13 protein-coding genes are annotated in these 13,325 nt (G+C 70.8%); 11 read left to right on the top strand and 2 right to left on the bottom strand.

The window, feature by feature from the left end; all coding sequences use genetic code 11:
• Nucleotides 1-4: 4 nt before the first annotated feature.
• Nucleotides 5-766 carry a PP2C family protein-serine/threonine phosphatase gene (locus tag RTA_RS09660; RefSeq protein WP_041675274.1) on the bottom strand — a complete coding sequence of 254 codons (762 nt, stop codon included), beginning with the start codon at nucleotides 764-766 and terminating at the stop codon, nucleotides 5-7.
• Nucleotides 767-870: 104 nt separating this feature from the next.
• Between RTA_RS09660 and RTA_RS09665 the strand changes: the two genes are divergently transcribed.
• Nucleotides 871-1,074: a YdcH family protein gene (locus tag RTA_RS09665; RefSeq protein WP_013901208.1), complete on the top strand. Its 204-nt coding sequence runs from the start codon at nucleotides 871-873 to the stop codon at nucleotides 1,072-1,074.
• Between the two features lie 93 nt (nucleotides 1,075-1,167).
• Complete coding sequence (gene yoaA / locus RTA_RS09670) at nucleotides 1,168-3,192, top strand: DNA repair helicase YoaA (RefSeq protein WP_041675276.1); 2,025 nt, start codon at nucleotides 1,168-1,170, stop codon at nucleotides 3,190-3,192.
• Here yoaA and RTA_RS09675 read toward each other — a convergent pair.
• The gene (locus tag RTA_RS09675; protein WP_041675278.1) at nucleotides 3,152-3,964 is read right to left on the bottom strand and encodes an outer membrane protein assembly factor BamD; all 813 of its coding nucleotides are present in this window, start codon (nucleotides 3,962-3,964) and stop codon (nucleotides 3,152-3,154) included. The two genes, yoaA and RTA_RS09675, sit on opposite strands and share 41 nt — an antisense overlap.
• Before the next feature lie 12 nt (nucleotides 3,965-3,976).
• On the opposite strand from RTA_RS09675, the gene RTA_RS09680 reads away from it, so the two are divergent.
• The 9 genes from RTA_RS09680 to hisS all read left to right on the top strand — a co-directional run bounded on the left by RTA_RS09680 (nucleotide 3,977) and on the right by hisS (nucleotide 13,289).
• Complete coding sequence (locus tag RTA_RS09680; RefSeq protein WP_013901210.1) at nucleotides 3,977-5,029, top strand: RluA family pseudouridine synthase; 1,053 nt, start codon at nucleotides 3,977-3,979, stop codon at nucleotides 5,027-5,029.
• A 102-nt stretch (nucleotides 5,030-5,131) separates the two neighbouring features.
• On the top strand, nucleotides 5,132-5,815 hold the full coding sequence (gene scpB / locus RTA_RS09685; RefSeq protein ID WP_013901211.1) for an SMC-Scp complex subunit ScpB: 684 nt from the start codon (nucleotides 5,132-5,134) through the stop codon (nucleotides 5,813-5,815).
• Complete coding sequence (locus tag RTA_RS09690) at nucleotides 5,812-7,209, top strand: pseudouridine synthase (protein WP_013901212.1); 1,398 nt, start codon at nucleotides 5,812-5,814, stop codon at nucleotides 7,207-7,209. Before scpB ends, RTA_RS09690 begins: the two co-directional genes overlap by 4 nt.
• A 117-nt stretch (nucleotides 7,210-7,326) precedes the next feature.
• A complete protein-coding gene (gene ndk / locus RTA_RS09695) occupies nucleotides 7,327-7,752 on the top strand; it encodes a nucleoside-diphosphate kinase (RefSeq protein WP_013901213.1) in 426 nt (141 codons plus the stop codon).
• Between the two features lie 19 nt (nucleotides 7,753-7,771).
• Nucleotides 7,772-8,929, top strand: coding sequence for a dual-specificity RNA methyltransferase RlmN (gene rlmN, locus RTA_RS09700; RefSeq protein WP_013901214.1), 1,158 nt, complete (start codon nucleotides 7,772-7,774; stop codon nucleotides 8,927-8,929).
• Nucleotides 8,926-9,750, top strand: a complete 825-nt coding sequence (gene pilW / locus RTA_RS09705) for a type IV pilus biogenesis/stability protein PilW (RefSeq protein ID WP_013901215.1) — start codon at nucleotides 8,926-8,928, stop codon at nucleotides 9,748-9,750. Before rlmN ends, pilW begins: the two co-directional genes overlap by 4 nt.
• On the top strand, nucleotides 9,743-10,681 hold the full coding sequence (locus RTA_RS09710) for a helix-turn-helix domain-containing protein (protein ID WP_041675280.1): 939 nt from the start codon (nucleotides 9,743-9,745) through the stop codon (nucleotides 10,679-10,681). The genes pilW and RTA_RS09710 overlap by 8 nt, the downstream gene beginning before the upstream one ends.
• 18 nt (nucleotides 10,682-10,699) lie before the next feature.
• Nucleotides 10,700-11,956 carry a flavodoxin-dependent (E)-4-hydroxy-3-methylbut-2-enyl-diphosphate synthase gene (gene ispG / locus RTA_RS09715; RefSeq protein ID WP_013901217.1) on the top strand — a complete coding sequence of 419 codons (1,257 nt, stop codon included), beginning with the start codon at nucleotides 10,700-10,702 and terminating at the stop codon, nucleotides 11,954-11,956.
• A 13-nt stretch (nucleotides 11,957-11,969) separates the two neighbouring features.
• Nucleotides 11,970-13,289, top strand: coding sequence for a histidine--tRNA ligase (hisS, locus tag RTA_RS09720; protein WP_013901218.1), 1,320 nt, complete (start codon nucleotides 11,970-11,972; stop codon nucleotides 13,287-13,289).
• Nucleotides 13,290-13,325: the final 36 nt, after the last annotated feature.

The following is a 13,325-nucleotide window of genomic DNA, read 5'->3' on the forward strand; positions in this document are numbered from 1 at the left end:
TGGCCTACGAGGCCAGCGGTTCGAGCTTGACCACCACCAGCGACAGGTTGTCGCCGCCGCCGCGCGCGCGCGAACGCGCCTTGTCGATCAGGAACTCGGTGGCCTCGCGCGGCGACAGCGAGGCCAGCACCGATCCCAGCTCGTTCGGGCTGAAGTAGTGCCAGACGCCGTCGCTGCAGGCCATCAGCACGTCGCCGGGCTTGAGCTGCGGGATGAAGTGCAGATCGGCCGGCGGGTCCTCGTCGGCGCCCAGGCAGCCCATCAGGATGTTGGACTGCGGGTGCACGTTGGCCTCTTCCTCGGTGATCTCGCCCCGGTTCACCAGCGTCTGCACATAGGAGTGGTCCAGGGTGCGCTTGACCAGCTGGCTGCCGTGAAAGTGGTAGATGCGCGAGTCGCCGGCGTGCACCCAGTGGCAGTCGCCGGCCGGGTTGATGACGAACGCCGCCACCGTGCTGTGCGGTTCCTGCTCCGAGGAGATGGCGGTGAGCTTGATCACCAGATGGGCTTCCTGCACCACCTGCTTGAGCATGTCGGCAGCGTCGTCGTGGTCGGGCGAGTAGCGCTCGAACAGCTGCCTGGCGGTGAGCATGACCTGGTCGGAGGCCTTGCGTCCGCCGCTGCGCCCGCCCATGCCGTCGGCCACCACCGCCAGCAGGCAACCGGCCGCGCGCGGGTGGCTGATCAGGCTGATCTGATCCTGCTGGTACTCGCGGTCGCCCTTGTGGATGCCGGTCGAAGCGGTGAGTCGATAACCTTTGGCCATGCGATTGGGCAATGCGCCACGCCGGGTGGCCGGGGCGCCATTGTGCTGTCGGGCAGGTATTATCAAGCGAACGGCGGTGCTGCCCGCCTGCTGCTGCGCGCGCCTTGGACACCAACCTGCATTCGCCCGAACGACGGCTCATCGAGCTGCGCATGGAGCATGCCGATCTCGACGCGCTGATCGACGGCGCGGCGCGCCAGGTGCCCGCCGACGAGCTGATGATGCGCCGGCTCAAGAAGCGCCGCCTCGCGCTGCGCGACCAGATCGCCCGCCTGGAGCGGGTGCTCGACCCCAAAGAACCGGCGTGAGCGATGAGGCCCCCACGCTTCCCCACTGCGTGTGGGTCGCTGCCCCCCGAGGGGGCCGCAATCGTCTTGGGACGGCCCGGCGGCGATTGATCCGTGCGCTTGCCCGACCTCACTCGTGAAGCTTTCGCTCCCGGCGCGGCATTGTCGCGCGCGGCCGAGCACTTCCGTCCGCGGGAGGGCCAGACCGAGATGGCGCTGGCGGTAGCCCGCACCATCGAGCAGGGCGGCGCACTGGTGGTGGAGGCCGGCACCGGCGTCGGCAAGACCTTCTCCTACCTGGTGCCCGCGCTGCTGTCGGGCGAGCGGGTGCTGCTGTCCACCGCCACCAAGACGCTGCAGGACCAGCTGTACGGACGCGACCTGCCGCGTCTGGCCCAGGCCCTGGGCCTGCCGGTGAAGACCGCGTTGCTCAAGGGCCGCGCCAGCTACCTGTGCCTGCACCGCATGGAGCTCGCCCGCCGCGACCTCACGCTGCCGGACCGCACCTCGGTGCGGGCCCTGGCCAAGGTCGAGGAATGGTCCCAGGTCACCCGCACCGGCGACCTGGCGGAACTGCCCGGGCTGGACGAGCGCTCGCCCATCATCCCGCTGGTGACCTCCACCCGCGACAACTGCCTGGGCGCCCAGTGCCCGCGCTTTCGCGCCTGCCACGTCAACACCGCGCGGCGGGAGGCCTTGGGCGCCGACATCGTGGTGGTGAACCACCACCTGTTCTTCGCCGACCTGGCGGTGCGCGAGTCCGGCATGGCCGAGCTGTTGCCGACCGTCCGGGTGGGCATCTTCGACGAGGCGCATCAGCTCAACGAGACCGGCGTGCAGTTCCTGGGAGCCCAGCTCACCACCGGCCAGGTGCTGGACCTGGCGCGCGACCTGCTGGCGGCTGGCTTGCAGCTGGCGCGGGGCCTGGTGGACTGGCAGCAGCTGGCGGCCATCCTGGAGCGGGCGGCGCGCGACCTGCGGCTGGTCGTGGGCCGCGGCATGGCGACGCGCCTGCGCTGGACTGCGGCCGGACCGGAGGCGGTCAGCCCCGACGCCTGGCCGCAGTCGCTCGAGGCCTTGCAGGCCGCCTGCGGCCAGGCCCAGGACGGCCTGGCGACGGTCAGCGAGATCGCGCCCGATTTCGTGCGCCTGCACGAGCGTGCCGAAGCCCTGGCCCAGCGCGCCGCACGCTTCGTCCAGCCCTGCGAGCCCGGTTCCGTGCGCTGGATCGACGTGGGGCAGCAGCTGCGGCTGGTGGAGTCGCCGCTGGACATCGCCCAGGCGGTGCACACCCGCCTGCTCAAGCAGGACGGGGAGGGCGAGGCCAGCCACCGGGCCTGGATCTTCACCTCGGCCACGCTGGGCGACGACGAGCGCCTGTCCTGGTTCACCGAACCCTGCGGGCTGGGCGCGGCCGAGATCCTGAGGGTCGGCAGCCCTTTCGATTACGCCCGTCAGGCCGCGTTGTACGTGCCGCAAGGCCTGCCCAGGCCGGGCGAGCCGGCGCACAGCGCCGCCGTGGCGGCGATCGCGGCCGAGGGGGCGAGCCGGCTGGGCGGCCGCACCATGGTGCTGACCACCACGCTGCGCGCCTTGCGCGCCATCGGCGAGGCGCTGCAGCAGCGCTTCGGTGAGAGCGGCGAAGTCGAGGTGCTGGTGCAGGGCCAATGGCCCAAGCGCCGGCTGATCGAGCGCTTCCGCGAAGGCGCGCAGGGTGGCGGCCCCGGCTGCGTGCTGGTGGCTTCGGCCTCGTTCTGGGAGGGCGTCGACATCCCGGGCGATGCCCTGCAGCTGGTGGTGATCGACAAGCTGCCGTTCCCGCCACCCGGCGACCCGCTGGTGGAGGCGCGGGCGCAGCGGCTGCAGGCGCAGGGGCGCAGCCCCTTCAACGACTACTACGTGCCCGAGGCCGCCGTGGCGCTCAAGCAGGGCGCCGGCCGCCTGATCCGCCAGGAGACCGACCGCGGCGTGCTGGTGGTGTGCGACAGCCGGCTGGCCAGCATGGGCTACGGGCGCCGGCTGCTGCAGGCCCTGCCGCCGATGCGCCGGCTCACGTCGGCCGAGGGGTTCGAGGAGGCGCTGGACGAGCTGGCCGGGCTCACCAGAGCTTCCACCACGGACCCTGGCCTGCTCGGCTGACCTCCTCGCCGCGCAGGTAGGCGCTGCCCGGATAGGTCTTCTCCAGCACGCGCCGCGTGTCGGCGGCCAGCTGGGTCATGCCCAGGGCCCGGTACGAGCGCTGCAGGATGGCCAGGGCCTCTTCCAGCGCCGGCACGTCCTGGTACTCGGCCAGCGCGGACTGCGTACGGTTGATCGCCGCCACGTAGGCCCCCCGCCGGTAGTAGTAGCGCGCCACATGCACCTCGTACTGGGCGAGGGAGTTGACGATGTAGGTCATGCGCGCGCGGGCATCGGGCGTGTAGCGCGAGTCCGGGAAGCGCGTGGCCAGCTCCTTGAACGCCTCGAACGACTCCTTGGCCGCCTTCTGGTCGCGCTCGGACAGGTCCTGCCGCGAGATGAAGGAGAACAGGCCCAGGTTGTCGTTGAAGTTGACCAGGCCCTTGAGGTAGAGGGCGTAGTCGATGGCGGGGCTGGCCGGGTGCAGTTTCATGAAGCGGTCCAGCGTCGCCAGGGCCTGGGCCTGCTCGCCCGCCTTGTGGTGGGCATGGGCCTTTTCCAGCTGGGCCTGCTGCGCCAGCGGCGTGCCAGCGGCGCGGCCCTCGAGCCGCTCGAACAGCGGGATGGCCTTGTCGTAGGAACCGGCGCTGACCTCGTCGCGCGCCTCGCTGTAGATGCGGTTGGGGCTCCAGTTGGCGGTTGGGTCGTCCGGCGTGGACGAGCAGCCGGCCAGCACGGCCAGGCCCAGGATCGGCATCACGCGGGCCACCGCCGATAATTTCGCTCGCAACATGACGCGACTTCCTTGATACAGGGTTCCAAGTTTATATCGGCCGGGCAGGGGCCCGAGGCGGCGGAACGCCTGCCCGACGAGGGTGCGGCCGAGGTTACCGGCGAGGCCGAGCTGCGCGCCTTCACCATCGCCGCGGCCTTGCATGGTGAGCGGCTGGACCGGGCGTTGGCCGAGCTGGTGCCCGAGTTCTCGCGCAGCTACCTGCAGCAGCTGGTGGATGCCGGCGCGGTGCGGCTCAACGGTGCGGTGGCATCGCGTCCCGCGCACCGCGTCCGCGCCGGCGACACGGGCCAGATCGAGCTGCGGCCCACGCCCCAGAGCCAAGCGTTCCGGCCCGAGCCCATGGCCCTGGACGTCGTGTTCGAAGACCCGCACCTGCTGGTGCTGGACAAGCCGGCCGGCCTGGTGGTGCATCCGGCCCCGGGGCACTGGAGCGGTACCCTGCTCAACGGCCTGCTGGCGCGCGACGCCAAGGCCCTGGCGCTGCCGCGCGCAGGCATCGTGCACCGGCTGGACAAGGACACCAGCGGCCTGATGGTGGTGGCCCGCGAGCGCCAGACCATGGACGCGCTGGTGCGGCTGATTGCGGCACGCGAGGTCTCGCGCCAGTACCTCGCCCTGGCCCATCGACCCTGGGCCGGCGCTCCCGTGCGCGAGGTGGACGCGGCCATCGGCCGCGATCCGACCAACCGTCTGCGCATGGCGGTGGTCGACCTGGACAGGCAGGGCGGCAAGCCGGCCTCGACCCGCATCGAGCTGCTGCAGGATGCGTCCGAGGGCTGCTGGGTTCAGGCCACGCTGCGCACCGGCCGCACGCACCAGATCCGGGTGCACATGGCCCACCTGGGGCATCCGCTGGTGGCCGACGAACTGTACGGCGGTGCGCCGGCCGCGGGCCTGCGCCGCCAGGCGCTGCATGCGTTCCGACTGGCGTTCAGGCACCCGGTCACGGGCCAGGCGCTGGAGTTCCAGTCGCCGCTGCCGCGGGACCTGCAGGACGCCTTGGCGGCCTGGGGCCTGCGTTACAATCGCGGCGACCGGCCCACCAGCCATCTCCCCGGCTAGGTACGCGGCGCTGCATGCCAGCCATGCCCGCGGCAACCCGACGCCTACCGGCCTGAACCACTGGCGCACCGCCCCGGCGGTCCGAACCCTTCGACACGACACATGAATACGGCGGATGCCAAGCGCGTCCTCGAAACCGCCCTGATCTGCGCGCAGCAGCCTCTCACGGTGCGCGACATGCGCGTGCTGTTCAACGACGAGCTCGGGGCCGACACCCTCAAGTCGCTGCTGCTGGACCTGCAGGACGACTGGGCGCAGCGCGGCGTGGAACTGGTGGGCGTGGCCAGCGGCTGGCGCTTCCAGAGCCGTCCGCAGATGCGCGAATACCTGGACCGGCTGCATCCCGAGAAACCGCCCAAGTACAGCCGGGCCACGCTGGAAACGCTGGCCATCATCGCCTACCGCCAGCCGGTCACCCGCGGCGACATGGAAGACATCCGCGGCGTCACCATCAACACCATGATCCTCAAGCAGCTCGAGGACCGCGGCTGGGTCGAGGTGATCGGGCACCGCGAGGCGCCGGGCCGGCCGGCCCTGTTCGCCACCACCCGCCAGTTCCTGGACGACCTGGGCCTGGAGTCGCTGGACCAGTTGCCGCTGCTGGACACCCCGGCCCAGCAGGCCGGCCTGCTGGCCGAGCTGGCCGGCGATGCACCCGGGCAGCCCGAACTGGGCATGGCCGCTGACACGCCTGACGCAGCCGATGCCGCTATGGCATCCGATGCGCCTGTCGGCTCTCCCTCCGAAGGCGCTGCCGCTGCCGACCTGAGCTCCGAACCCACATGAACGACGCTATGCCCGAGGGCGCTCCACGCGACGCCGGCGAATCCGAGTCCCAGGAACCTGGGCCCGATGCCCCGCATGACGCCGCGCCGTTGATGCGTCCGGCGGCGGCTGCGCCGGTGGAGGAGGCCCAGGCCCAGGATGGCGGCGAAGACGAGGACGATGGTTCCGAAGCCGATGAGGACGAGGACGAGCCGTCCGTCCGTCCGCGCAGCCCCGCGCCGGCGGTGCTGCCTGCCATCCGCTTCGAGGACGTGGTGTCGGGCCAGTTCGATGCCGACGAGGACAGCCCCGAGGTAGGACCGCCCAAGCGCGTGCTGGCGCCGCAGGCCGAGACCCCCAAGCTGCACAAGGTACTGGCCCAGGCCGGCCTGGGATCGCGGCTGGAGATGGAGCAGCTCATCATGGAAGGGCGCATCTCGGTCAACAACGAGCCCGCCCACATCGGCCAGCGCATCCAGTTCGGCGACCAGATCAAGGTCAACGGCAAGCCGATCCGCTTCCGCATCGCGCCGCCGCCGGCCCGCGTGATCGCCTACCACAAGCCGGTGGGCGAGGTGGTCACGCACGACGACCCGCAGAACCGCCCGACCGTGTTCCGCCGGCTGCCCAAGCTGCAGCAGGGCAAGTGGCAGTCGGTAGGCCGGCTGGACCTCAACACCGAAGGCCTGCTGCTGTTCACCAGCTCGGGCGAACTGGCCAACAAGCTGATGCACCCGCGCTTCGGCCTGGAGCGCGAGTACGCGGTGCGGGTGCTGGGAGCGCTGAGCAAGGACGAGAAGCAGCGCCTGCTCGACGGCGTCGAGCTGGACGACGGCCGGGCCCAGTTCGGCTCCATCGAGGACGGCGGCGGCGAGGGCGCCAACGCCTGGTACCGGGTCACCATTTCCGAGGGCCGCAACCGCGAGGTGCGCCGCCTGTTCGAAGCCGTCGGCCACGCGGTCAGCCGCCTGATCCGCATCCGTTACGGCGCCATGGTGCTGCCGCGCGGACTCAAGCGCGGCGCCTGGCTGGAACTGGACGAACGCGACATCCGCGCGCTGGCCCAGGTGGCGGGGGCCGACACCGTCCGCGGCGGCGCCGACACGGGCGAGGGCCGGGGCGGGCGCAACCGCCGCCGTGGCAATACCGGCAACGGGCCGCGCGGCGGGCCCGAAGGCGGCCGTGGCGGCCCGCCTGGCAACAAGAAGGCCGGCGGCGGCCAGCAGCAGCGGCGCAAGGAGCGCGGCGACCGGCAGGGCGACGGCGGCGGGGCGGCCCAGCCGGATCCGATGAAAACTTCGTTCGGCTACATCGGCGCCGACAGCTTCACCCGCCAGCGCCAGCAGGCCGGGCCCGGGCAGCGCCGCAGCGGCGGCGGCAACGGCGGCCAGCGGCGCAATCGCGGCGGCCGCTGAGGCAGCGCCCACCACGGCCCGGCGGTTAAAATCCCGGGCTTTGCCGAACTTTTGCACGCCGGCCAGGCCTAACGGCCGGGGCAGCAATTCTCATAACTCAAGCCCAGGAAGAACCACATGGCTATCGAACGCACCCTCTCCATCATCAAGCCCGACGCCGTGGCCAAGAACGTGATCGGCCAGATCTACGCGCGCTTCGAGGCCGCCGGCCTGAAGGTCGCCGCCGCCAAGATGGCCCACCTGTCGCGCGGGGAGGCCGAGCAGTTCTACGCCGTGCACAAGGCGCGTCCTTTCTTCAAGGACCTGGTCGAGTTCATGATCTCCGGCCCAGTGATGATCCAGGTGCTGGAAGGCGAGAACGCCATCCTGAAGAACCGCGAGCTGATGGGCGCGACCGATCCCAAGAAGGCGGAGAAGGGCACCATCCGTGCCGACTTCGCCGACAGCATCGATGCCAACGCCGTGCACGGTTCCGACGCGCCCGAGACGGCCAAGGGGGAAGTGGCCTTCTTCTTCCCCGCCATGAACATCTATTCCCGCTGAAGCGGGGATCTCCCATGCGATGACGACGGCCAACCTGCTCGATTTCGATCTCGACGGGCTGGCCGCGTTCTGCGAAACCCTGGGCGAGAAGCGCTTCCGCGCCACCCAGCTGTTCCGCTGGATCCACCAGCGCGGCTGCGCCGAGTTCGACCAGATGAGCGACCTGGCCAAGTCGCTGCGCGAGAAGCTCAAGTACGCGGCCCGGGTCCAGGGCCTGGCCATCATCACCCAGCACGAGTCGGCCGACGGCACCATCAAGTGGCTGTTCGACGTCGGCCAGGGTAACGCCGTCGAGGCAGTGTTCATCCCCGAGGACGACCGCGGCACCCTGTGCGTGTCCTCGCAGGCCGGCTGCGCCGTCGGCTGCCGCTTCTGCTCCACCGGCCACCAGGGCTTTGCGCGCAACCTCAGCACGGGCGAGATCGTGGCGCAGCTGTGGTTCGCCGAGCATTACCTGCGCCGGCACCTGGGTACCTCGGAGCGGGTCATCTCCAACGTGGTGATGATGGGCATGGGCGAGCCGCTGCAGAACTACTCGGCCCTGGTGCCGGCGCTGCGCACCATGCTGGACGACCATGGCTACGGCCTGTCGCGCCGGCGTGTCACGGTGTCCACCTCGGGCGTGGTGCCCATGATCGACCGGCTGGGCCAGGACTGCCCGGTGGCGCTGGCCGTGTCCCTGCATGCCCCCAATGACGAGCTGCGCGACCACCTGGTGCCGCTCAATCGCAAGTACCCGCTTGCCGAGCTGCTGGATGCCTGCAACCGCTACCTTGAGCATGCGCCGCGCGACTTCATCACCTTCGAGTACTGCATGCTGGACGGCGTCAACGACCAGCCCGAGCACGCCCAGCAGCTGATCGAGCTGGTGCGCGGCCACGCCGGCCGCGGAGTCTCATGCAAGCTGAACCTCATCCCGTTCAACCCCTTCCCGCAGTCGGGTCTGACGCGCTCGCCCAACAAGGCGGTGTCGGCATTCGCTGAAAAGCTCATCAATGCTGGTATCGTCACCACCGTGCGCAAGACCCGGGGGGACGACATCGACGCGGCCTGCGGCCAGCTGGCCGGCGACGTGCGTGACCGCACCCGCGTGGGCGAGCGCATCGCCCAGCAGCGCACGGTGATGTTGAAACAGGTGCCGGCGGTCCAGGCTGCCGGGAAGGAGATGGAACGATGAGGAGCAGCGGGCTTGCGCGCAGGGGACATGGCGCCGCGGCATGGGTGCCCCTGGTGGCGGCCGCTTGGGTCGCACTGGCCGGATGTGCCGGCACAGGGATGCAGCCCGGCGCGCGCAAGGACATGGTGACCGAGTCCGACGAGCCCGAGGCACGCAAGCGTGCCCGCATCCGCATGGAGCTGGCGCTCGGCTACTTCGAGCAGGGGCAGACCAGCGTGGCGCTGGACGAGATCAAGCAGGTCATCGCCAGCGACCCCAACTTTCCGCAGGCCTACAACCTGCGCGGGCTGATCTACATGCGCCTGAACGACATGGGCCAGGCCGAGGACAGCTTCCGCCGCGCCCTGTCCGTGGACCCGCGCAGCGGCGACACGCTGCACAACTACGGCTGGCTGCAATGCCAGCAGCGCCGTTACGACGAGTCCGTGCGCTCGTTCGAGCAGGCGCTGGCCAACCCGACCTACGGCGCCCGCGCCAAGACGCTGATGGCCCAGGGCCTGTGCCAGGCACGTGCGGGCCGGGCCGTCGATGCCGAGCGCAGCCTGGCGCGCTCGTACGAGCTGGACGCCGCCAACCCGGTCACGGGCTACAACCTGGCGCGCCTGCTGTACCAGCGCGGCGAGCTCAAGCGCTCGCAGTTCTACATCCGCCGCCTGAACAACAGCGAACTGTCCAATTCCGAGTCGCTGTGGCTGGGTATCCGGGTCGAGCGCCGCCTGGGCGACCGCGTCGCCATGACCCAATTGGCCGAGCAGTTGCGCCGCCGCCATCCGCAGTCGCGCGAGCTGACGGCCTACAACCGGGGAGCCTTCGATGAGTGAGGTAGCCGCCATGGAAGCCGTCAGCGCCGGCACCCTGCTGCGCCGCGCGCGCGAGGCCGCCGGCCTGCATGTGGCCGCGCTCGCGGTGTCGCTCAAGGTGCCGGTGCGCAAGCTCGAGGCGCTGGAAGAGGACCGCTTCGACCTGCTGCCGGAGCCGGTGTTCGCCCGCGCACTGGCCTGCAGCGTCTGCCGCGCGCTCAAGATCGACCCCCAGCCGGTGCTCGACCGCCTGCCGCAATCGTCCGCGCCCTGGCTGGTGCAGGACAACCCTGGTCTCAATGCGCCGTTCCGCGCCCCGGGCGATCCGCCGGGGCCGGCCTGGTGGGAGCAGCTGACCAATCCGGTGTTCCTCAGCGTGGCGGCCTTGCTGCTGGGCGCGCTGATCCTGCTGCTGCTGCCGGTGCCACAGCGTGAACAGGCGGCGCCCGCGCCGGGCCCGCTGGCCGCCGCGCCCGTGAAGCCGCCCGCCGCGGCACAACCTGCGGTGCAGACCGTATCCGTGGTGGCACAGGGCGAAGCGCCCCAGGCCGACAGGCCGGCTGCCGCCAGCAACGCGCAGCCAAGCGTGCCGGCCGCGGCCGTCATGCCGGCCATCGACAAGGTGGCCGCGCCGGCCGCCGCGGTACCGGTCGCGGTCGTGCCGGCTGTCACGGCAGCGGCACTGCCCGCCTCTGTCCCGGCCAAGCCGGTGGGCGGCCTGGTCGCCTTCCGCGCCGCCGCCCCGTCCTGGATCCAGGTCGTCGATGCCAATGGCAGCGTCAGGCTGAACCGCCTGCTGGCCGGGGGCGAGAGCGCCGGCATCTCCTCGGGCGCGCTGCCGCTGGCGGTCACCGTGGGCAGCGCCTCCACCATCGAAGTGCTGGTGCGCGGCAAGCCCTTCGATGTGGCGCGTCTGGCGCAAGAGGGCGTGGCCCGTTTCGAGGTCAAGTAAGACGTGACTGGTCCCTGTATGCCGGTGGAGCCGGCCGCCCCCCAACCCCGCCGTTCGCGCCAGGCGCGCACCGTGTGGGGTTCGCGCGTGGTGACGGTGGGCGGGGACGCGCCGGTGCGGGTGCAGTCCATGACCAACACCGACACCCAGGACGCGATAGGCACCGCCATCCAGGTCAAGGAGCTCGCCATCGCCGGCTCGGAGATGGTGCGCATCACCGTCAACACGCCCGAGGCGGCCCAGGCCGTTCCCTACATCCGCGAGCAGCTGGACCGCATGGGCATCGACGTGCCCCTGATCGGCGACTTCCACTACAACGGCCACCGGCTGCTGACCGAGTTCCCGGCCTGCGCCCAGGCGCTGTCCAAGTACCGCATCAACCCCGGCAACGTGGGCAAGGGCGACAAGCACGACAAGCAGTTCGGCCAGATGATCGACGCGGCGCTGCGCTGGGACAAGCCGGTGCGCATCGGCGTCAACTGGGGCAGCCTGGACCAGGAGCTGCTGGCCGGCCTGATGGACGAGAACAGCCGCCGCGCCATGCCCTGGGACGCCAGGTCGGTGATGTACGAGGCGCTGATCACCTCGGCCATCGACTCCGCGAAGCTGGCCGAGTCCATGGGCATGGACGGCAGCCAGATCATCCTGTCGTGCAAGGTCAGCGGCGTGCAGGACCTGGTCTCGGTCTACCGCGAGCTGGCGCGCCGCTGCGACTACCCGCTGCACCTGGGCCTGACCGAGGCCGGCATGGGCACCAAGGGCACGGTGGCCTCCAGCGTGGCGCTGGGCATCCTGCTGCAGGAGGGCATCGGCGACACCATCCGGGTCTCGCTCACGCCGCAGCCGGGCGAATCGCGCACGCAGGAGGTGGTCATCGCCTCCGAGATCCTGCAGGCCCTGGGCCTGCGCAGCTTCGTGCCCAGCGTCACGGCCTGCCCGGGCTGCGGCCGCACCACCAGCACCACCTTCCAGGAGCTGGCCAAGCAGATCGACGACCACCTGCGCAGCCAGATGCCGGTCTGGCGCGCCAAGTACCCGGGCGTCGAGAAGATGAAGGTGGCCGTGATGGGCTGCATCGTCAACGGCCCCGGCGAGAGCAAGCATGCCGACATCGGCATCAGCCTGCCGGGCACCGGCGAGGCGCCGGCCGCGCCGGTGTTCATCGACGGACAGAAGGCCCTCACCCTGCGCGGCGACAACATCGCGGCCGAGTTCCACCAGATCGTCGAAAACTACATCGAGCAGCGCTTCGGTCACGCCACCGAAACCGCCTGACTCGGGGATCCCCATGGCCGAGAAACTCAGTGCCGTCAAGGGCATGAACGACATCCTGCCGGCGTCGGTGCCGCGTACGGAGAAGCTGCCCGATTCCGCCTTGTGGCAATGGTTCGAGGGCGCGGTGCGCGGCGTGCTCGGCCGCTACGGCTACCAGTACCTGCTGACGCCCATCGTCGAGCCCACGCAGCTCTTCGTGCGCGGCCTGGGCGAGGTGACCGACATCGTGGAGAAGGAGATGTACTCCTTCACCGATTCGATGAACGGCGACCGGCTGACGCTGCGGCCCGAGGCCACTGCCGGCATCGTGCGGGCGATGATCGAGCACAACGCGCTGTACAACGGCCCGCTGCGCATCTGGACGCTGGGCCCCATGTTCCGCCACGAGCGGCCACAGAAGGGCCGCTACCGGCAGTTCCACCAGCTCGACGTGGAGGCCCTGGGTTTCGCCGGCCCCGACGTCGATGCCGAGATGATCCTGATGGCGCGCGCCCTGTGGCGCGAGCTCGGGCTGGTCGAAGGCAGCCACGTGCGGCTGGAGATCAACAGCCTGGGCCAGCCCGACGAGCGCCGCGCGCACCGCCAGGCGCTGGTGCAGCACTTCGAGCAGAACGCCGATGCGCTGGACGAGGATGCGCGGCGGCGCCTGCACAGCAATCCCCTGCGCATCCTGGACAGCAAGAACCCGCAGATGCAGCCGCTGATCGAGCGGGCGCCGCGGCTGATGGACTTCCTGGGGGCCGAGTCGCGCGCGCACTTCGACGCGGTGTGCGCGGCGCTGGACGCGGTGGGCCTCGCGTTCCGCGTCAACCCGCGCCTGGTGCGCGGCATGGACTACTACAACCTCACGGTGTTCGAGTGGGTGACCGACCAGCTCGGCTCGCAGGGCACGGTGTGCGGGGGCGGCCGCTACGACGGCCTGATCGCGCAGCTGGGCGGCAAGCCGGCGCCCGCGGTCGGCTTCGGCCTGGGCATCGAGCGGCTGCTGCTGCTGGTGCAGGAGCTGGGCCTGCCGGTGCCGTCCGGCGCGCCGGATGCCTACGCCATCGTGCCGGCCGGCACGCCCCTCGCGCCCGTGGTCGTGGCACTGGAGACATTGCGTGCCGCGGGCCTGCGGGTGGTGCAGCATGCCGGCGGCACCGAAGGGCCGGGCAGCATGAAGTCGCAGTTCAAGAAGGCCGACGCCAGCGGTGCGCGCCACGCGCTCATCTTCGGCGCGGACGAACTGGCGGCCGGCGAGGTCACCGTCAAGTCGCTGCGCGACGGCGGCGGGGCGCAGTCGCGCCGTCCGCTGGCCGCCGTGGCCGACTGGGCCGCGGCCCTGAAGGGCTGAAGAGCGCCTCACTACAATCGCGCCTTCCCCCGGATC

Origin of the sequence: Ramlibacter tataouinensis TTB310 (assembly GCF_000215705.1) — a bacterium.
Taxonomy (GTDB): Bacteria; Pseudomonadota; Gammaproteobacteria; order Burkholderiales; family Burkholderiaceae_C; genus Ramlibacter; species Ramlibacter tataouinensis.

What these genes read in the sequence shown, in the direction of transcription:
- RTA_RS09660 (WP_041675274.1), bottom strand. Translation starts at nt 766, where the DNA reads ATGGCCAAAGGTTATCGACTCACCGCTTCGACCGGCATCCACAAGGGC.
- RTA_RS09675 (WP_041675278.1), bottom strand. Translation starts at nt 3,964, where the DNA reads ATGTTGCGAGCGAAATTATCGGCGGTGGCCCGCGTGATGCCGATCCTG.
- scpB (WP_013901211.1), top strand. Translation starts at nt 5,132, where the DNA reads ATGAATACGGCGGATGCCAAGCGCGTCCTCGAAACCGCCCTGATCTGC.
- RTA_RS09690 (WP_013901212.1), top strand. Translation starts at nt 5,812, where the DNA reads ATGAACGACGCTATGCCCGAGGGCGCTCCACGCGACGCCGGCGAATCC.
- ndk (WP_013901213.1), top strand. Translation starts at nt 7,327, where the DNA reads ATGGCTATCGAACGCACCCTCTCCATCATCAAGCCCGACGCCGTGGCC.
- rlmN (WP_013901214.1), top strand. Translation starts at nt 7,772, where the DNA reads ATGACGACGGCCAACCTGCTCGATTTCGATCTCGACGGGCTGGCCGCG.
- pilW (WP_013901215.1), top strand. Translation starts at nt 8,926, where the DNA reads ATGAGGAGCAGCGGGCTTGCGCGCAGGGGACATGGCGCCGCGGCATGG.
- RTA_RS09710 (WP_041675280.1), top strand. Translation starts at nt 9,743, where the DNA reads ATGAGTGAGGTAGCCGCCATGGAAGCCGTCAGCGCCGGCACCCTGCTG.
- ispG (WP_013901217.1), top strand. Translation starts at nt 10,700, where the DNA reads ATGCCGGTGGAGCCGGCCGCCCCCCAACCCCGCCGTTCGCGCCAGGCG.
- hisS (WP_013901218.1), top strand. Translation starts at nt 11,970, where the DNA reads ATGGCCGAGAAACTCAGTGCCGTCAAGGGCATGAACGACATCCTGCCG.